Annotated in this window: 20 protein-coding genes; 13 read left to right on the top strand and 7 right to left on the bottom strand. The window is 72.7% G+C overall.

The features are described 5' to 3' along the window. The first annotated feature begins 27 nt into the window (after positions 1 to 27). The 8 genes from ACXJMZ_RS12515 to ACXJMZ_RS12550 all read left to right on the top strand — a co-directional run bounded on the left by ACXJMZ_RS12515 (position 28) and on the right by ACXJMZ_RS12550 (position 9,364). Positions 28 to 1,650, top strand: a complete 1,623-nt coding sequence (locus tag ACXJMZ_RS12515) for a class I adenylate-forming enzyme family protein (RefSeq protein WP_457030082.1) — start codon at positions 28 to 30, stop codon at positions 1,648 to 1,650. Then, positions 1,647 to 2,930 carry a beta-ketoacyl-[acyl-carrier-protein] synthase family protein gene (locus ACXJMZ_RS12520; RefSeq protein WP_457030083.1) on the top strand — a complete coding sequence of 428 codons (1,284 nt, stop codon included), beginning with the start codon at positions 1,647 to 1,649 and terminating at the stop codon, positions 2,928 to 2,930. Before ACXJMZ_RS12515 ends, ACXJMZ_RS12520 begins: the two co-directional genes overlap by 4 nt. Beyond that, complete coding sequence (hppD, locus tag ACXJMZ_RS12525) at positions 2,927 to 3,904, top strand: 4-hydroxyphenylpyruvate dioxygenase (RefSeq protein ID WP_457030084.1); 978 nt, start codon at positions 2,927 to 2,929, stop codon at positions 3,902 to 3,904. The genes ACXJMZ_RS12520 and hppD overlap by 4 nt, the downstream gene beginning before the upstream one ends. 9 nt (positions 3,905 to 3,913) lie before the next feature. Next, positions 3,914 to 4,819, top strand: a complete 906-nt coding sequence (locus ACXJMZ_RS12530) for a phytanoyl-CoA dioxygenase family protein (protein WP_457030085.1) — start codon at positions 3,914 to 3,916, stop codon at positions 4,817 to 4,819. Continuing rightward, complete coding sequence (locus ACXJMZ_RS12535; protein WP_457030086.1) at positions 4,816 to 5,784, top strand: thiamine pyrophosphate-dependent dehydrogenase E1 component subunit alpha; 969 nt, start codon at positions 4,816 to 4,818, stop codon at positions 5,782 to 5,784. Before ACXJMZ_RS12530 ends, ACXJMZ_RS12535 begins: the two co-directional genes overlap by 4 nt. Then, the gene (locus tag ACXJMZ_RS12540; protein ID WP_457030087.1) at positions 5,781 to 6,749 is read left to right on the top strand and encodes an alpha-ketoacid dehydrogenase subunit beta; all 969 of its coding nucleotides are present in this window, start codon (positions 5,781 to 5,783) and stop codon (positions 6,747 to 6,749) included. The genes ACXJMZ_RS12535 and ACXJMZ_RS12540 overlap by 4 nt, the downstream gene beginning before the upstream one ends. Before the next feature lie 17 nt (positions 6,750 to 6,766). Continuing rightward, on the top strand, positions 6,767 to 7,573 hold the full coding sequence (locus ACXJMZ_RS12545) for a DUF3050 domain-containing protein (protein ID WP_457030088.1): 807 nt from the start codon (positions 6,767 to 6,769) through the stop codon (positions 7,571 to 7,573). A 240-nt stretch (positions 7,574 to 7,813) separates the two neighbouring features. Continuing rightward, entirely contained in the window at positions 7,814 to 9,364 is a 1,551-nt protein-coding gene (locus ACXJMZ_RS12550) for a M4 family metallopeptidase (protein WP_457030089.1), read from the top strand. Here ACXJMZ_RS12550 and ACXJMZ_RS12555 read toward each other — a convergent pair. Continuing rightward, a complete protein-coding gene (locus ACXJMZ_RS12555; protein ID WP_457030090.1) occupies positions 9,298 to 9,489 on the bottom strand; it encodes a hypothetical protein in 192 nt (63 codons plus the stop codon). The genes ACXJMZ_RS12550 and ACXJMZ_RS12555 overlap by 67 nt on opposite strands. Before the next feature lie 109 nt (positions 9,490 to 9,598). Continuing rightward, complete coding sequence (locus ACXJMZ_RS12560; RefSeq protein ID WP_457030091.1) at positions 9,599 to 10,000, bottom strand: TIGR03618 family F420-dependent PPOX class oxidoreductase; 402 nt, start codon at positions 9,998 to 10,000, stop codon at positions 9,599 to 9,601. 80 nt (positions 10,001 to 10,080) lie between these two features. Between ACXJMZ_RS12560 and ACXJMZ_RS12565 the strand changes: the two genes are divergently transcribed. The 3 genes from ACXJMZ_RS12565 (at position 10,081) to ACXJMZ_RS12575 (ending at position 13,071) form a co-directional block, all read left to right on the top strand. Beyond that, on the top strand, positions 10,081 to 11,466 hold the full coding sequence (locus tag ACXJMZ_RS12565; protein WP_457030092.1) for a DUF2252 domain-containing protein: 1,386 nt from the start codon (positions 10,081 to 10,083) through the stop codon (positions 11,464 to 11,466). Between the two features lie 184 nt (positions 11,467 to 11,650). Continuing rightward, the gene (locus ACXJMZ_RS12570) at positions 11,651 to 12,844 is read left to right on the top strand and encodes a cytochrome P450 (protein WP_457030093.1); all 1,194 of its coding nucleotides are present in this window, start codon (positions 11,651 to 11,653) and stop codon (positions 12,842 to 12,844) included. Further along, complete coding sequence (locus ACXJMZ_RS12575) at positions 12,841 to 13,071, top strand: ferredoxin (protein ID WP_457030094.1); 231 nt, start codon at positions 12,841 to 12,843, stop codon at positions 13,069 to 13,071. The genes ACXJMZ_RS12570 and ACXJMZ_RS12575 overlap by 4 nt, the downstream gene beginning before the upstream one ends. Here ACXJMZ_RS12575 and ACXJMZ_RS12580 read toward each other — a convergent pair. The 4 genes from ACXJMZ_RS12580 to ACXJMZ_RS12595 form a co-directional block, all read right to left on the bottom strand. After that, entirely contained in the window at positions 13,068 to 13,262 is a 195-nt protein-coding gene (locus ACXJMZ_RS12580; RefSeq protein WP_457030095.1) for a DJ-1/PfpI family protein, read from the bottom strand. The two genes, ACXJMZ_RS12575 and ACXJMZ_RS12580, sit on opposite strands and share 4 nt — an antisense overlap. Continuing rightward, the gene (locus ACXJMZ_RS12585; RefSeq protein WP_457030096.1) at positions 13,235 to 13,528 is read right to left on the bottom strand and encodes a hypothetical protein; all 294 of its coding nucleotides are present in this window, start codon (positions 13,526 to 13,528) and stop codon (positions 13,235 to 13,237) included. The genes ACXJMZ_RS12580 and ACXJMZ_RS12585 overlap by 28 nt, the downstream gene beginning before the upstream one ends. Continuing rightward, a complete protein-coding gene (locus ACXJMZ_RS12590) occupies positions 13,516 to 14,166 on the bottom strand; it encodes an HD domain-containing protein (RefSeq protein WP_457030097.1) in 651 nt (216 codons plus the stop codon). Before ACXJMZ_RS12590 ends, ACXJMZ_RS12585 begins: the two co-directional genes overlap by 13 nt. Positions 14,167 to 14,293: 127 nt before the next feature. Then, on the bottom strand, positions 14,294 to 14,920 hold the full coding sequence (locus tag ACXJMZ_RS12595; RefSeq protein WP_457030098.1) for a TetR/AcrR family transcriptional regulator: 627 nt from the start codon (positions 14,918 to 14,920) through the stop codon (positions 14,294 to 14,296). Between the two features lie 104 nt (positions 14,921 to 15,024). Here ACXJMZ_RS12595 and ACXJMZ_RS12600 point away from each other — a divergent pair, with 104 nt between their 5' ends. Further along, positions 15,025 to 16,527, top strand: a complete 1,503-nt coding sequence (locus tag ACXJMZ_RS12600; RefSeq protein ID WP_457030099.1) for an APC family permease — start codon at positions 15,025 to 15,027, stop codon at positions 16,525 to 16,527. 8 nt (positions 16,528 to 16,535) lie between these two features. Continuing rightward, entirely contained in the window at positions 16,536 to 17,432 is an 897-nt protein-coding gene (locus ACXJMZ_RS12605; RefSeq protein ID WP_457030100.1) for a carbon-nitrogen hydrolase family protein, read from the top strand. On the opposite strand, the gene ACXJMZ_RS12610 is transcribed toward ACXJMZ_RS12605, so the two are convergent. After that, positions 17,403 to 18,176: an ATP-grasp domain-containing protein gene (locus ACXJMZ_RS12610; RefSeq protein WP_457030101.1), complete on the bottom strand. Its 774-nt coding sequence runs from the start codon at positions 18,174 to 18,176 to the stop codon at positions 17,403 to 17,405. The two genes, ACXJMZ_RS12605 and ACXJMZ_RS12610, sit on opposite strands and share 30 nt — an antisense overlap. Between the last annotated feature and the right edge of the window lie 4 nt (positions 18,177 to 18,180).

An 18,180-nucleotide genomic window follows, 5' to 3' on the forward strand; every position in this document is an offset into this window, starting at 1 on the left:
TCCGGCCATCGGGAGGGACCACCCACTGTGAGCATCCGCAGCATCCGGGCCCGACTCGCGGACGACCCCGCCGTCGGCGCGGGAAACGTCCTGACCACCCGGATCGCCCTCGGCGAGGGCCTCGACGAACCACTGCTGACCTTCGACACCCCGGTCGACGACCACGCCGCCTGGCAGCCCTTCACCCTCCGCGAGCTCGACCGCGCGGTCCGGGCCAGGGCCGCCGCCCTGCACGGGCTCGGCATCGGCCGCCGCGACCCGGTGGTGATCTACTCGACCGCCGCCGCCGACCACGTGCTCGGCTTCCTGGCGCTGGCCAGGCTCGGCGCCATCCCGGCGCTGCTCAACCCGAACCTGGACGGCGACAAGGCCGCCCGCTACATCCACCGGCTGCGCGCCGCCGGGGTGTTGACCGACCCCGCGCACCGCGAGCTGCTGGCCGGGCACGACCCGGGCGCACCTCTGCTGCCGGAGATCGCCTCGCTCGCCCTCGGCGACCCGGACGACGCCCCCGAGCCGTACCGGCACTGGGGCGGCGACCCGGTGGCGATCACCCACTCCTCCGGCACCACCGGCCTGCCCAAGGCCGTGCTGCACTCGCACGACAGCCTGTACGCGGCGATCCGGCACCGCCTGGCACTGCCCCGCCCGCAGGGCTCGGAGCGGATGCTCTCCGCGCTGCCCTCCCCGCACGCCGCCACCCTGATCATCACCAACCTGGCGCTCAGCTCGCAGGCCCAGCTCGCGCTGCTCTCCGCCCAGGGCGGCGAGGGCGTGCTGGACGCGGTGGAGAGCTGGCAGCCGCACGGCGTGATCGGCTTCGCCGCCACCTGGGCCGACCTGGCCAGGCACGACCTGAGCAGCCGTCAACTGGACAGCGTCGCGCTCTGGTGGAACACCGGCGACTGCGCGCACGAGGCGCACATCCGCCGCCTGATCGCCACCGGCTCCCGGGCGGGCGTCACCCGAGCGGGCCGGGTCCGCACTCCGGGCTCGGTCTTCGTGGACGGTCTCGGCTCCACCGAGATGGGCCACTCGCACTTCTTCATCACGCACAGCCAGGACACCGACCGCTACGGCCGCTGCGTCGGCCGGCCGCACGCCTTCGTCGACTGCGTGGTGCTCGGGCCCGACGGCAGCGAGCTCGGACCGCACGAGATCGGCGAGCTGGGTACCAAGTCCCCGACCCTGGCGCTGGGTTACTGGAACGACTCGGTCACCACCTACCGCACCCGGGTGCGCGGCTACTTCCTCACCGGCGACCTGGTCTACCGGGACGAGGAGGGCTACTACTACCACGTGGACCGCGCGGTGGACTCGGTCGACCTCGGCGACGGGCACCGGCTGCACACCGCGATGTCCGAGGAGCGGGTGCTCGCGGCCTGCCCGGAGGTGCTGGACTGCACCGTGGTCGCGGTCCGCGAGGGCGACCGGGTGGTCACCGACGTACTGCTCCAGCTGGACCCGAAGACGGACCAGCTGGCCGACCGCACCAAGGAGGTGACGGCGGCTCTGGAGGAGCGGGTGGCCGCCACCGTCCGCCGGGTGCTGGTGGTGTCGGACGACCGCATCCCGCTCGGCCCCACCGGCAAGGTGCGCAAGGTCCTGCTCCGCGAGTGGCACCTGGCCGGCACCCGGGCCGGCCGGTGACCGCCGCTGCGGCACCCGCCGCCACCGTGACCGGCCTCGGCCTGGTCACCCCGGTCGGCCGGAAGGCGGCCGAGGTCTTCGAGGCGCTCACCGCCGGACGCTCGGGCATCGGCCCGGTCCCCGAGGGCCACCCGGCCTTCGGCTGGCTGCCGGCCGCCGGGATCGCCCCGGCGATCGACGGCCGCGAGGTGCTGCCGCCGACCGAGACCCGCTGCGTGGACCGGTTCGTCCTGCTCGCGCTGGCCGCCGCCGACGACGCGCTGGCCGATGCCGGGATCGTGGTCGGCCGGGACGTCGCGCCGGACCGGATCGCCGTGGTGCTGGGCACCGGCGGCGCGGGCCTGGAGACCTTCGAGCAGCAGTCGCACCGCCGCCTGGAGCGCGGCCGGCCCGCCGTCAGCCCCTACCTGCTGCCGGGCATGCTGGCCAACATGGCGGCGGCCCGGATCGCCATCAAGTACGGTGCCCGGGGCTACAGTTCGGCCCCCGTCACCGCCTGCGCAGCCGGCGCCCAGGCGGTTGCCGAGGCGCTCCGGCTGATCCGGGCCGGTGACGCCGACGTGGTGGTCTGCGGCGGCAGCGAGTCCTCGCTGCACCCGACCATCGCCGCCGCCTTCACCAACGCCCGGGCGCTCGCCCAGGGTTGGGAAGATCCCGGGCAGGCCAGCCGCCCGTTCGACGCCCGCAGGAACGGCTTCGTGCTCGGCGAGGGCAGCGCCGTCCTGGTGATCGAGCGGGCCGAGCACGCCGACGCCCGGGGCGCGGCGGGCTACGCCGACCTGGCCGGCTGGGGCGGCAGCACCGACGCGCACCACCCGACCATGCCCCGCCCGGACGGCTCCGGAGCCGCCGACGCGATGCGCCTTGCGCTGCGCAGCGCAGGTCTGGCGCCCGGCGACATCGACTACGTCAACGCGCACGGTACCGGCACCAAGCTCGGCGATCTGGCCGAAGTCGCTGCGCTGCGCCAGGTGTTCGGCGCCGGACAGCCCGCCGTCAGCTCCACCAAGGGCGCCACCGGCCACCTGCTGGGGGCGGCCGGTGCGGTCGAGGCGGTGGTCTCGGTGCTGGCCGTGGCCCGGGGCGAACTGCCGCCCACCGTCAACCTGGACGACATCGACCCGGCCTGCGATCTCGACCACGTCCGGGGTGCCGCGCGTACCGGCCCGGTCCGGGCCGCCCTCTCCAACTCCTTCGCCTTCGGCGGTCACAACCTCAGCCTGATCTTCGGCCCGCCGTCCACCCGCGCCACCAGACACCAGCCGGGAGAGATCCGTTGAGCATCCAGAGCATCGCCCACGTCGAGTTCCACTGCGCCGACGCAGACCGGTTCGCCGCCTACCTGGTCGAGGCGTACGCCTTCGCCCTGGAGCCGCCGGTCGCCGCCGAACCGGGCGTCCGCCGGGTCTGGGTCCGCCAGGGTACGATCCGCTTCCTGCTCAGCTCGGCCGAGCAACCGGGCCACCCGGTGGCCGAGTTCGTGGCCCGGCACGGTGACGGGGTGGCGGTCTTCGCACTCGGCTGCGCCGATCCGGCGGCCGCGCTCGACCAGGCGCTGCGCAACGGTGCCCGGCCGCTGGCGCCCGGGCTGGTGGCGGGCTTCGGCGACGTCGCGCTGCGGTTCGTCGCGCTGCCGGAGCAGCCGGCCACCACTGACGACCTGCTGCAGTTCCTGGACCACGCCGCGCTCTGCGTGCCGGCCGGGGAGCTGACGGGTGCGGTGAAGTTCTGTGAGCAGGCGCTCGGCTTCACCCGGATCTTCGACGAGTACATCGAGGTCGGCGCCCAGGCGATGGACTCCAGCGTGGTGCAGAGCCCCTCCGGCCTGGTCACCTTCACGCTGATCGAGCCGGACACCGCCCGTCCGCCGGGCCAGATCGACACCTTCCTGGACCGGCACCAGGGTTCGGGCGTGCAGCACCTGGCCTTCCACACCGGCGACATCGCCGTCGCGGTGCGCGAACTCGCTGGTCGCGGCGTCGAGTTCCTCACCGCCCCGCCGACCTACTACGACGTGCTGCCGGAGCGGATCGGGGCCACCAGCGTCCCGGTCGAGACCCTGCGCGAGCTGAACGTGCTGGTCGACCAGGACCACGGCGGCCAGCTGTACCAGATCTTCACCCGCTCGGCGCACGACCGGCGGACCTTCTTCCTGGAGCTGATCGAGCGTCAGGGCGCGGGCACCTTCGGCTCCGCCAACATCCGGGCCCTGTACGAGGCCGTCGAACGCCAGCACGCCACCACGGCCAACTGAGGAGCACCGATGACCGAGTTCGAACTGACCGAGGCCGAGCGCGCCCTGCTCCCGACACCTGAGGAGGTGGCCGGGTACGCCGAGCGCGGCTGGTACCTCTCCCGGAAGCTGTTCACCGACGAGGAGCTCGATCTCCTCCAGGACGCCACCGAGAAGTACTACGAAGGCCACCGCGACCGCACGCTGGCCGTCCGCCCGCCGAATCTGGCCGCCTGGGAGCCCTCGCACGGTCCGGTCCAACGGCACAACGACTACGTGCACTACGAGAGCGAGGCGATCGGGCGGATCCTGCGCAAGCCGCTGCTCGGTGCCGTCGCCGCGCTGCTGGCCGAGGCCGAGGAGATCCGGGTCTTCCAGGCCACCCTGATCCTCAAGCCGCCGATCCCGGGCGAGCCGAGCAACCAGGTGCCCTGGCACTTCGACCGGCACTACTGGGCCACCAGCACCTCCGAGCGGATGCTCACCGCGTTCGTCCCGTTCCACGACTGTGGAGCGGAGATGGGCACCATCACCATGGTGGAGGGCAGCCACCGCTGGCGGGAGCGGCCCGCCGGGGAGGACTCCAGCCGGCACTTCGCCCAGCGCGACCGCAGCGAGCTGGAGCAACTGCTGCTCGAGAACGCCGAGTACAACGGCGCCGAGGTCCGCAAGGTCCCGGTGGTGATCCCGCGCGGTCACGTCAGCTTCCACCACTGCCGGACCTACCACGGCAGCGGCCCGAACCTGGCCGAGATCCCGCGCCGGGCGGTGTCGCTGCACCTGCAGGACGGCGCCAACGAGTACCGCGCCCACACCAGGGCCGACGGCACCCCCGTGGTCTACAACCACGACGTGCTGGTCCGCCGCACCGCCGACGGGCGCCCGGACTACGCCGACCCGGAGTTCTGCCCGCCGATCTGGCAAGGTGCCGTGTGAGCCTGCGAACCCCGGCCGACCGCTACCGGATGGTCCGGCTGATCCGGGGCTTCGAGGAGCTCGCCCTGGAGCTGGTCCGGTCCGGCGACATCGTCGGCGGTACGCACCCGTACATCGGGCAGGAGGCCGTCGCGGTCGGGGTCTGCTCGGCGCTGCGGCCGGAGGACCGGCTGACCAGCACCCACCGGGGTCACGGGCACGTGCTCGCCAAGGGCGCGGACCCGGCCCGACTGCTGGCCGAACTGACCGGCCGCGAGGGTGGGTTGAACCGGGGACGGGGCGGCTCGATGCACGCCGCCGACCTCTCGCTCGGCATCCTGGGTGCCAACGGCATCGTCGGCGCGGGTGCGCCGATCGCGGTCGGTGCCGCCTGGGCGGCCCAACTCGCCGGTGAGCCGCGGGTGGTGGTCAGCTTCTTCGGGGACGGCGCGCTCAACCAGGGCGTGCTGCTGGAGTCCTTCAACCTGGCCGCGATGTGGCAGGTGCCGGTGGTCTTCGTCTGCGAGAACAACGGCTACGCCACCACCCTGCCGGCGGCCGTCGCGGTGGCGGGCAGCGCACTGGGCCGGGCCGAGGCGTTCGGCATCCCGGCGGTGGCGGTGGACGGCATGGACACCGAGGCCGTCCGGGAAGCCGCGCTGGCGGCGGTGGACCGGGCCCGCTCGGGCGGCGGTCCGACCTTCCTGGAGTGCAGCACCTACCGCTTCGAGGGGCACCACACCATGGAGCGGCGGATCAAGCTGGACTACCGCCCGGCCGAGGAGCTCGCCTCCTGGCGCGAGCGCGACCCACTCGCCCGGGCCGCCGCACTGGTCGGCGACACCACCGCGATCGACGCCGAGGTGGCCGAACAGCTGCACCAGGCCATAGAGTTCGCGCTCAGCTCACCCGCACCGGACCCGGCCGGCGCCTGCGACCACCTGTACGCGAGCGGGCTGCGGCCCCGGGCCGGGGCGGTGGCATGAGCTGGCTCTCCTACACCAAGGCGCTGAACCGGGCGCTGGCCGACGCACTGGCCGACGACCCCTCGGTCTGTCTGTTCGGCGAGGACATCGGGGCCGGTCTGGCCGGGCCGACCCTCGGACTGCAGAAGCGGTTCGGGACCAGCCGGGTGGTGGACACCCCGCTCTCCGAGCAGGGCTTCACCGGGGTGGCGGTCGGCGCGGCACTGGCCGGGCTGCGGCCGGTGATCGAGTTCCAGATCCCCGCGCTGCTCTTCCTGGTCTTCGAGCAACTGGTCAACCAGGCCCACAAGTTCTCGCTGATGACAGGTGGTCAGGCCAGTGTGCCGCTGACCTGCCTGGTGCCGGGATCGGGCTCCCGGGACGGCTGGGCCGGACAGCACTCGGACCACCCGTACGGGCTGTTTGCCCATATGGGCGTGAAGACCGTGGTGCCCGCCACCCCCACCGACGCCTACGGGCTGCTCCGCTCGGCGATCGCCGATCCGGACCCGGTGGTGGTCTTCGCCCCGGCGGCCGCGCTCGGGGTCCGGGAGGACGTCACCGGGCCGCTGCCCGCGATCCCGCTCGGCCAGGCCCGGGTACACCGTCCCGGCACGGACGTCACGGTGGTCGCCGTCGGCCATCTGGTGCACGAATCCCTGCCAGTGGCAAGAGAGTTGGCCGATCAGGGAATCTCGGTCGAGGTACTTGACCCGCGCACCCTGTACCCCTTCGATTGGGACTCGCTCGGCGCCTCGTTGGAGAAGACCGGGCGGCTGGTGGTGATCGACGACTCCAACCGCAGCTGCGGGATCGGGGCAGAGATCCTGGCCACGGCCGCCGAGCAGTACCGCCTGACCGCACCACCTCGCCGGATCACCCGCCCGGACGGCGCCGTGCTGCCGTTCGCCCGCGAGCTCGACCGGGCCCTCCAGCCCAGCCGGGATCAGCTCCGGCACGCCGTTCACGCCGTCCTCAAACACTGAAATTTCCGGGAGCAGAGATGTCCAACAACCGTTACAGCTGGGACCGTACGCACCCGGGCCTGTCCGGCCTGCAGGCGGCGATCGAGCCGCTCCGCCGCCAGGTGGTGGACCACTCGATCTACGCCGAGCTGAACAGCCAGGCCCGGGTCCGCACCTTCCTGGAGCGGCACGTCTTCGCGGTCTGGGACTTCATGTCGCTGCTGAAGAGCCTGCAGCGCGAGCTGACCAGCGTGGACGTGCCGTGGCTGCCGACCGGCCCGACCGCGAGCCGCAGACTGATCAACGAGATCGTGCTGGTGGAGGAGAGCGACGAGCTCGGCGAGGGCTTCATCAGCCACTTCGAGCTGTACCTGGACGGCATGCGCCAGGCAGGCGCCGACACCGCGCCGATGGCGGCCTTCCTCGAGCTGCTGGGCCGGGGCACCCCGGTGCCGGAGGCGCTGAAGCTGGCCCAGGTGCCGTCGGCGGCGGCCGACTTCACCTCGGTCACCTGGGACATCATCGAGAGCGCGCCGGTGCACTGCCGGGCGGCGGCCTTCGCCTTCGGCCGCGAGGACCTGATCCCGGAGATGTTCGAGCAGGTGATCCGGATCGAGGACCCGGACGGTGTGCTCACCGTCTTCAAGGACTACCTCGCCCGGCACATCGAGGTGGACGGCGAGATGCACACGCCGATGGCGATGCAGATGCTGATCGACCTGTGCGGCGACGACCAGCAGAAGTGGGACGAGTGCGCGGAGACCGTGCGCACCGCACTGGCCGGCCGAGTCCGGCTCTGGACGGCCGTTCAGGCGGCCTTCCCTGAGCAGCCCCTGACGGTCTGACAGGCGGACGACGGGGCGGACGACGCGTGTCCGCACTATGGACACAACATGACCGGTACATGTAGAAAGGCGTCCCGGCAGCGTCCGCCCCTCCCAGCCCTCACTCGTACAGCGCCTCCCCCTCTCGCGTGCGCCCGACGGATCGCTGCCGGTTCGCAGTCTGTCTCATCGCATCCCGCCCGGGGACCGAGCCGACCCACGGCTCCGTCCGTCCGGCGCCCCCGAGATCCGAGGAGCACGATGCACATCCGTATCCGTACCGCCGCAGTCGCCACCGTGGTCGCCCTGGCCGCCGGCGCGTTGACCACTGCCGCCGCCCCGGCTGTCACCCCCGAGGGCCGGACCGTCCGGGACGTGGTGACCGACCAGGACGGCAGCCGGCATGTCCGGTACGACCGCACCTACGCGGGGCTGCCCGTGCTGGGCGGCGATCTGATCGTCCATCTGGCGCCGGGCGGCGCGGCCGAGTCCACCGACCGCGCGGTGCCGGGCTCGATAGCCGTCGGCTCCACCACGCCCTCGGTCTCCGCCGACCGTGCCGGACAGCTGGCCGTCGGCGAGCTGAACCGCTCCGCCCAGGCGGCGGGCAAGGCCGTCCAGCAGGCCCAGGCAGCCCAGCAGTTGGTGATCGACGCGCTGCACGGCACGCCCCGGCTGGCCTGGCAGACCACCGCGAGCGGACAGGACTCGCTCGGCAACCCGGTGGCCCGCACCGTCCTGGTGGACGCCCGTACCGGTGCCCAGATCGACGCCTGGGACGCGATCGAGACCGCGACCGGCGACGGCCAGTCGCTCTACGGCGGCACCGTCCCGCTGGAGTCCACGCTCTCCGGCTCCACGTACCAGCTCAAGGACCCGACCCGGGGCAACACCTACACCGGCGACGCGGCCAACAAGACCGACCTGTGCTTCGGCAGCATCTGCTTCAGCCGGGCGCCCGCGACCCTGTTCACCGACGCCGACAACCACTGGGGCACCGGCACCACCGCCGACCGCTCCACCGCGGCGGTCGACGCCCAGTACGGCACCAACGTCACCTGGGACTACTACAAGAACGTGCACGGCCGCAACGGCATCGCCGGGGACGGCAAGGGCGCGTACAACCGGGTGCACTACGGCAGCAACTACAACAACGCCTTCTGGCAGGACTCGTGCTTCTGCATGACCTACGGCGACGGCGACGGCAACGTCTTCGGCCCGCTGGTCTCGCTGGACGTGGCCGGGCACGAGATGTCGCACGGCGTCACCTCCCGCACCGCCAAGCTCACCTACTCCGGCGAGTCCGGCGGCCTGAACGAGGCCACCTCCGACATCTTCGGCACCCTGGTGGAGTGGTACGCGGCCAACGCCGGCGACAGCGGTGACTACCTGATCGGCGAGGAGATCGTGAAGCCCGGCTTCGGCAAGGAGGCGCTGCGCTTCATGGACAAGCCGTCCAAGGACACCAAGTCCGCGGACTGCTGGAGCTCCAGCGTCGGCGGGCTGGACGTGCACTACTCCTCCGGCGTCGCCAACCACTTCGCCTTCCTGCTCGCCGAGGGCAGCGGCCCCCGGGTGGTCAACGGCGTCTCCTACGACAGCCCGACCTGCGACGGCTCCACCGTCAACGGCATCGGCCGGGACAAGCTGGGCAAGGTCTGGTACCGCGCCCTGACGGTCTACATGACGTCGAGCACCAACTACGCGGGCGCCCGCACCGCCACCCTCAAGGCCGCCACCGACCTCTACGGGGCGGGCAGCGCCGAGTACGCCGCGGTCGCCGCCGCCTGGTCCGCCGTCGCGGTCAACTGACCGGCCGGCCGCGCCTGTTCGGTCCGGAGCGGGTCACCGCKCSGGACCGTCGCGCGGTCCGCCTCGAAGTAGCCGGCCAGCCGGTCCAGCAGCCGTTGGAAGTTGGCGGTGTCCTGCTCGTTCACGGTGTGGGCTTCGCAATCTGACGGTGCGTTCGCTTGACGTCGGCGATGCTGCCCTGCCCGCCTCAACAGTCGATAAACGCACCACTGTTCACTCTGCTCGGAACTCCGCTCAGAACCGCCCGAGCACCCGGTCCACGGTGATCTCGATCGCCACCCGGGCCGGGTTGACCCTCGGCGCCTGGTACCGCTCCGCGTACCGGCGCTCGGCCTCGGCGACCGCTTCGGGCTCGGACCGCACCACCGCCGTGCCCTCCAGCGTGCACCAGCGGGCCCGGTCCACCTGACAGACCGCCACCCGCAGCCCGGCCTCCCCGGCGGCCAGCACGTTGAGCGCCTTGCGGCTGCTGCAGCTGCTGATCACCCGGGCGATCCGGGCCTCCGGGTCGTAGCTCACGCCGACCGGGGCGACGTGCGGGGTGCCGTCCGGGCGCAGCGTCGTGAAGGTGGCCAGGTGCCGTTCCCGCCAGAAGTCGTGGAAGGAGTCACCGAGAGCACCGAGGTCATGAGCCATACCGGAATGCTACGTGCCTGCTCGGCGGGCCCGGCGCGCGGTACCGTACCTCCCGTCAGTCAGGTACGGGAGGGGTCGCAGTGCGGGAGTTCGAGGTCGACGGGTTCGCGGCATGGCCGCCGCAGGGCGGGGCGAGACGGCGCGGCAAGCGGCTGCGGGAGAAGACGCCGCGCGAGTCGCACAGCGTGCTGGAGCTGCCGGCCGACCGGCCGGACGTGGTCGAGTCGGTCGACTCGGCCAACGTCGGACGGCTGGCACACCTGGTGCCGATCCGTACCGGCCGGATGGCCGCCTCGCCGTTCGCCTTCCTGCGCGGCTCGGCCGGGCTGATGGCGCACGACCTGAGCACCGGGCCCACCAGCGGCCTGACCGCCCAGCTCTGCGGCGACGCACACGCCGCCAACTTCGGCCTCTACGGCGACGCCAGGGGCCGGCTGGTGATGGACATCAACGACTTCGACGAGACCGTGCCGGGCCCCTGGGAGTGGGACCTCAAGCGGCTGGCCGCCAGCCTGGTGCTGGCGGGCCGTCAGTCCGGCGCGAGCGAGGACGAGTGCCGCAGCGCCGCGCACGACACCGTCGGCTCCTATCGCAGGACCATGCGGGTGCTGTCCGGGCTGCCCGCCATAGAGGCCTGGAACGCGATCGCCGACGAGCAGCTGGTCGCCGTCACCGACGCCCACGACCTCCGGGACGTGATCGGCGGGGTGGCCGCGAAGGCGCTGCGCAACACCAGTGCCCGGTTCGCCGCCAGGTCCACCGTCGAGGACCAGGACGGCCGGCACCGCTTCACCCCGGCGCCGCCGGTGCTCAGCGAGGTCGACGACCGTACCGCCGCCTCGGTGGCCGCCGCGCTGACCGGCTACCTGGCCACCGTCCCGGTCGAACTGCACCCGCTGCTCTCCCGGTACAACGTCCAGGACGTGGCGTTCCGGGTGGTCGGCACCGGCAGTGTCGGCACCCGTTCGTACGTGGTGCTGCTGCTCGACCAGCGCGGTGAGGCGCTGGTGCTCCAGGTCAAGGAGGCCAGGCCGTCGGTGCTGCTGCCACACCTGGCCAGGGCCGGGTACGCGGTCGCCGAGCCGGTCGCGCACGAGGGCCAGCGGGTGGTGCTCGGCCAGAAGCGGATGCAGGTGGTCAGCGACACCCTGATGGGCTGGGCCACCGTGGACGGACTGCCGTACCAGGTACGGCAGTTCCGCAACCGCAAGGGCAGCGTCGACCCGGCCGCGCTCCAGTCCGGCCAGCTCGACGACTACGGCCGGCTGACCGGCGCTCTGCTGGCCCGGGCGCACGCGCACACCCTGGACGCGACCGTGGTCTCCGGCTACTGCGGCAAGAGCGAGGCGCTGGACGAGGCGATCGCCGCCTTCGCGGTGGCGTACGCGGACCGGACCGAGGCCGACCACGCCGACTTGGTCGAGGCCGTCCGCACCGGCCGGCTGCCGGCCGAGCACGGGGTCTGACGAGGCAGCAGGTGGTGGGGCGCGCCCGGTGACCGAAMGGGCGCGCCCGCTTGGCCGGTTCGCGCCCTGTCGGGCACGGCACCCGGGGCTTACGGTCGGTGGTGGCCCGGACTCGCTCCGTCGATGTCCGCCCCGTCCCCCGGCCCTGTATCCCTCGGCACCACCAGCAGAGGAAGAAGCCGTCATGACCACCGCTCCGCTCGTCCCCCTGCACTGCCTGCGCCAGGCCGAACCGGGTCCGCCTCGGCTCACCGAGCTGCCCACCGGGACCCCGGCCTGGCTGCTCACCCGGCACGCCGACGTCCGGCAGGCGCTCACCGACCCGCGGCTGGACCGGGCCTCGCTCTACGCGCCGGACGCGCCCGCACTCTCGGTCGTCCCGAACCTGCTGGACGACCCGGACGGCCTGCTCAACATCGACGGCACCGAGCACCAGAAGCTCCGCCGCACCGTCCAACGTGCTTTCACCCCAAGGGCGATCGAGCGCTGGCGCCCGTGGGTCGCCACGGTCGTCGACGAGCTGATCAACGAGCTGACGGCCCAGCCGGCCCCCGCCGACGTGGTCGCCGCCTACACCCGGCGGCTGCCGGTCGCCGTGATCAGCCGGCTGATGGGCCTGGACGGGCTCGACCTGCGCAAGCTCGGCGACTGGAGCGACCACGCGCTCTCCACCACGGCGTACACCGCCGAGGAGATCCAGCAGGCGATGGGCGAGTTCGGCGCCTTCTGCTTCGACCTGGTGCTGGAGCGGCGCAAGAACCCCGGCGACGACCTGGTCAGCAGTCTGGTCCAGGCGGCCGACGAGGCCGACGGCGTCACCGAGATGCAGATCACCAAGCTGGTGCTCGGCCTGGTGGTCGCCGGGCACGAGACCACCATGACCACGCTCGGCAACGCGCTGGTCTTCCTGCTCACCGAGGATCGGCCGGCCTGGGCCAGGATCGGCACCTCCCGGGACGAGGCCGGGGCCGCCACCGAACAGCTGCTGCGCACCATCCCGTTGGGCGATCGGGTCGCGCTGCCCGGGATGCTCCGGCGGGCCACCGAGCAGTTGGAGATCGGCGGGGTCACCATCCCGGCCGGTGCGGTGGTCGCCGCCGACACCTTCTCGGCCAACCACGACCCGGCGGTCCACCCCGAGCCGGGCGAGGGCGAGTGGCCCGACCTGTTCGCCGCGGTCGACGTACCCACCCTGACCTTCGGCGCCGGGCCGCACCACTGCCTCGGCGCCTGGCTGGCCCGGATGGAGCTGGAGTCCGGCCTGCACAGCCTGGCCGCCCGCCTGCCGGAGCTCCGGCTGGCCCACCCCGTCGAGCGGATCGAGTGGCGCGAGGGCCTGCTCACCCGCAGCCCGCTCACCCTCCCGGTCACCTGGTGAGCGCCGCACTGGAGAGCCGGGTCGACCGCGCCCGCTGCGTCGGCACGGGCGCCTGCGCCGCCACCGCCCCCGCCGACCTGACCCTGGGCCAGGACGGCCGGGCCCAGCTCCTGACGCCGGTCCCGGTCCACCTCGGCCAGCTCACCGAGGCGGCCGAGCTCTGCCCGGTCGAGGCCATCACCATCCACCGCACCGACACCGGCGAACAGGTCGCCCCGGCCTGCTAGACCGGGTCCGGTAGCCCCGCCTGGTCCGGCCGACACCCCCGTGGCCGGCCGGACCAGGTCAGTGCGGCGGCCCGTCGTCCGTCCAGCAGGCCCGCCTCGGCCAGCACGAACGCCCCGGCGCAGACCGATGCCACCCGCTCGGCACGCGGGGCCAGCCGGGCGATCAGCCGGACGAGTTCCTGGTCGGCCACCGCAGAGCGCCAGTCCCTCCTGCCGGGCACCAGGGGGTGTCGATCCGGTGCGGCAGGGTGTCGGCCGTGCCGTCGGTGCCGATCACCAGCCCGGCGGAGGTGGCGACCGCGGTACCCGCCGGGGAGACCACGCGTACCCGGTAGTCGGCGCCGTAACGGTTGGCGGTGGTGAAGACCTCGACGGGGCCGGTGACATCGAGCAGCTGCACACCGTCGAACGCGACCACCGCCACGCTCCGGCGGCCCCGGGAGGTCACTCCTGCCACGGGGAGTCCAGGACCGTGCGGACGAAGTCCATCCGCTCGAAGTCGGGGTCGAAGTGCGCCAGGACGTCCGCCTTGACGTTGCCGAACGCGGTCTCCGGCCGGGGGCCGACGCCGTCGTGGAACGCCCGCAGGATCTGGCGTTTGAAGTCGGGGCGCGGGTGCAGCGCGACGACCGCGGCGCGGTCCTCGGCCGATACGGCGTCATGACCGATGCCCAGGACGTCGTACTCGACACCGGCGGTGACCAGCGCCACCTCAGGCTCCATGAAGCCGGGGATGCCGGGGGTGGTGTGCAGGGCGATCGCCGTCCAGACCCGCCGGATGCCGTCCTCGGGTACGCCGTGGCTCTGCAGGAAGCGCCGGGCCTCGTCCGCGCTGTCCACCTCGAAGCGACGGCCGGTGTGGTGGAACTCCTCGTTCAGGCCCACGTCGTGGAACATCGCCCCGACGTAGAGCAGCTCGGGGTCGAAGCTCAGGTCCCGGTGGCGCCCCTGCAGACTGCCGAAGAAGTACACCCGCCGCGAGTGGTGGTAGATCAGGTCGTTCGTGACGTCCCGGATCAGCTCCGTCGCCGCACGGGCGAGCTTCGTACCCGGGACCCGCACGTCCGCCGCGCCGTCGAAGTCGGTCGTTGCCATCTCGTCCACCCATCGGGTCCGGTCCTGCCGCCCGGTTGGGCGCTGCCTCCAGCCTCGCCCGCGCGGCGGGTCCGGCGCCATGGCGATCGCGCCGTCCATCCCACGGATCACGACCTCCCCTCGCCGGTCAGGCGCGGGTGGCGGGGTCGTATCCGGTCACCGCGCGGGCGTAGGCGCCGAGTGCGGCGATCACCTCGGCACGGGTGCGGCGGCCGGCCAGCACCTCCATCTGGTACCCGTCCTCCATCGCGACGAAGCTGGCCGCCAGCAGCCGGGGTGGGTCGTTCAGGGTGAAGTGCCCCTGCGCCTGACCCAGCACCAGGATCCCTGCGTACACCGCGATCTGACGTTCAGTCAGCGCACTGTCCAGCGCGGCCGCCCTGGCATCGCGCAGGCAGCGCGGCCAGTACTCGAACAGCAGCCGGGTCAACGCGTCGTCCGGTCCGGTGGCCACACCGTTGTCGATGCAGGCCCCGAGCTTGTCCCGGGCATCGGCGAACCGGTCGGCGGCCGCCTCGCGCTCCTGGCTGTAGCGCTCGATGGCCTGCTGGTAGGTGGTGTGCACCAGCCCGTCGAGGTCGCCGTAGTAGAGCACGGCCGCCGGGGTCACCCCGGCCTCCTCGGCGATGTCGCGCAGCCGCAGACCCTCCAGGCCGCGGGTCAGCAGCGCGCGCTGCACCGCCTCGCCCAGCTCGGCCCGCCGGGCCTCGCCGCCCTTGCCCTTCTTCGCCGCCACGTCGGCCTCCGTCCTCACCGTGTTCTCGTCGGATTTAACAGTACAGCCCCAGCTATTGACCAGAGCGGTGCACTCCTCTTAAATCCACGTTTAACAAGCGACCAACCCCCGAGGAGCGCGCCATGACGAACCCGACCGACGTCGAGGGCAGAACGGGCCCACCGGCCACCACCACCGACAAGGGACTGCGCGGCGGCTCGGTGGGTCTGGCGGCCGCAGTTGCCCTCGGACTCTCCTCGGTCGCCCCCGCGTACAGCATTGCGGTGACCCTCGGCCTGGTGACGCTGACCGTCGGACACCTGGCGCCGGCCGCCCTGCTGCTCGGCTTCGTCCCGATCCTGCTCACCGCCTTCGCCTTCCGTGAGCTCAACCGGGAGATGCCCGACTGCGGCACCACCTTCGTCTGGACCACCCGCGCCTTCGGCCCCTCGGCCGGCTGGCTCACCGGCGGCTGGGTGCCGCAGGTCGCCACCCTGATCGCCATGACCGCGCTCTCCCAGGTCGGCGCCACGTACCTGCTGAACCTGCTCGGCCTGCACTCGCTCGCCGGTTCGGAGGCGGCGGTAGCGGCCACTGCCGTCCTGCTGCTGGCCGGCGCCACCGCGATCGCCCACCGCGGTCTCCAGCTCGCCGCCTCGGTCCAGTACGTGCTGCTCGGCCTCCAGCTGTTCGCGCTGCTCGGCTTCGGTGTGGCCGCCTTCGCCCGTCCTGGCGCCGAGGCGCCGTCCCTGGCCTGGCTCGATCCGCTGGGCTTCGCCGACTTCGGCTCGTTCGCCGAGGCGGTCCTGCTCTGCCTGTTCGTCTACTGGGGCTGGGACGCGCTGATCACCGCCAACGAGGAGACCAGGGACGGCAGTCGGGTCTCCGGCCAGGCCGCCGTGATCTCCACCCTGATCCTGCTCGGCAGCTACCTGTTCACCGCCTTCGCCGCGATCAGCTACGCCGGGACGGGCGACACCGGTATCGGGCTCGGCAACCCGGACAGCGCGGGCGACGTGCTGGCCACCCTCGCTCCTCCGGTGCTCGGCACCACGCTTGCCAAGGTGATGGAGCTGGCGGTCTGCGTCTCGGCCGTCTCCGCCCTGCTCACCAGCCTGGTCGGCAGCTCCCGCAGCGCTCTGTCGATGAGCGCGCACGGCGCACTGCCGACCGCGTTCGCCCGGATCCACCCGCGCCACCGCACCCCCGGCTTCGGCACGGTCTTCTTCGGCGCCACCGCCTCCGTCGCGCTGGTCCTGCTCACCCTGCTCCCGGGTACCTTCCTCGGCGACGCCATCCTCTGCATCGGCCTGCTGATCGCCTGCTACTACGGCAGCACCGCGCTCACCTGCGTCTGGTACTTCCGCAAGCGGCTCCGTGACTCGCCGCGCGATCTGCTGCTGCGCGGTGTACTGCCGCTGCTGGGCGGGCTGTTGATGCTGGCCGCCTTCGTCCGCAGCGCCGTCGACATGTACGGCCCCGGCTACGGCAGCACCTCCTTCCACGGCGTCGGCGGGGTCTTCCTGCTCGGCGTCGGCTCGATCGCCACCGGCGCACTGGCCATGCTGGCCGCCCGCGCCCGGTTCGGCCGTTTCTTCCGCGAGGGCCGTACGGCCGTCACCCGACTCACCGTCACCGAGGACTGATCAGCACCATGCGCACACTCGCCGTCGCCGCCATCCAGACCGCCCCCGTCCCCTACGACCCGGAGGCGAGCTGGCAGCGCTTCGCCACCCAGGTTCGCTCCACCCGGGCGCTGTTCCCGCACGTCCAACTGGTCGTGGTGCCGGAGCTCCTGCTGGCCGCCGAGGGGCCACTGCTGGCGGACGCCCCCGCCGACTGGATGGAGCAGGTCGCCGTCCCGATCCCCGGGCCGCTCACCGACCGGATCTGTGCCCTGGCGGTGGAGACCGGCCTCTGGCTGATCCCGGGCAGCCTGTTCGAGCGGACCTCGGACGGGACGATCCACAACACCGCCGTCGCGGTCTCCCCGCTGGGCGAGATCGTCGCCCGCTACCGCAAGATCTTCCCCTGGCAGCCGTACGAACAGGCCACCCCGGGCAGCGAGTTCGTGGTCTTCGAGATCCCCGGCCTGACCCGGATCGGCCTGGCGATCTGTTACGACGGCTCCTTCCCGGAGACCGTCCGCCAACTCGCCTGGCTGGGCGCCGAGGTGATCGTCCAGCCGACCCTGACCCCCACCCGCGACCGCGAGATGGAGCTGGTCTGCGCCCGGGCCAACGCCTGGGCCAACCAGGTCTACGTGGTCAACGTGAACGCCGCCGACCCGGCCGCCGTCGGCGCCAGCGCGATCGTCGACCCCGAGGGCCTGGTACGCCAACAGGCGGGCCCCGGCGAGGAGATCCTGGTCGACGTGCTCGACCTGGACGCGGTCACCCGGGTCCGCCGGTACGGCTCCACCGGGCTGAACCGCCCGTGGGCCCAGCTCGCCCGCTACGGCGGGCAGGTCGAACTCCCGATGTACGGCGGCAGCTTCCGCACCCCGGCCTGGCTCGAGGAGTCAGCTCCCCCAGCCGCCGGGACTGCGTAGCCACCGGGCCTTCTCCCGCCCGGCGACCGGGCGTTGACGCTGCACCAGCCGGACCACCGCCTCCGGGGCGCCCTGCTGGCCGCGGATGCCCGGGAAGGCGTTCACGTCCACGACCAGCGGGGCGCCGTCGACCTCCAGGACGTCCACGCCGTAGACGTCCAGGGCGAACACCTCACCCACCCAGAGGGCCAGTTCGGCCAGCTCCAGCGGGACGGTCCAGCTCTCGGTGCCGGAACCGGCCACCAGTTCGGAGCGGCGCAGTTCGCCGAACACCTGGCGGCCGACCACCCAGAGCTTGCGGTCCCAGCCGTCGCCCGGGGCGAACTCCTGGTGGATCAGCGGTTCGTCCGGCCACTGCCGCCGCAGCTCGGCCAGCCCGGCCGGGTCCGGCACCTTGGCGACCAGGTCGTCCTTCCGACTGTGTCGGCTCTTCACCACCAGCGGATAGCGCAGCGCGTTCGGCGACAGGGACGGGGCGAACGGCAGCCCGGCCGCCAGGGCCAGCTCGGCCATCAGCACCCGGTCCTGGCACCGCTCGGTGGCGGCGGCCGAGTTGAGCACCACCGCACCCGCCGTCTCCAGCCGCCGGGCCAGGGCCAGCGCGGCGGGTGTCCGGGCCTTGAGCAGGTAGACGTCGGCCGGATCGGCCGGGTCCGGGGCGGCGAACTCCACCCAGTGCCCGGCCGCCGTCAGCAGCGCCGCCGTCGCGGTCAGCAGCGGGTGCCGGGGGTCGCGGGCGATCACACCG

This window comes from Kitasatospora sp. P5_F3, from assembly GCF_054049135.1.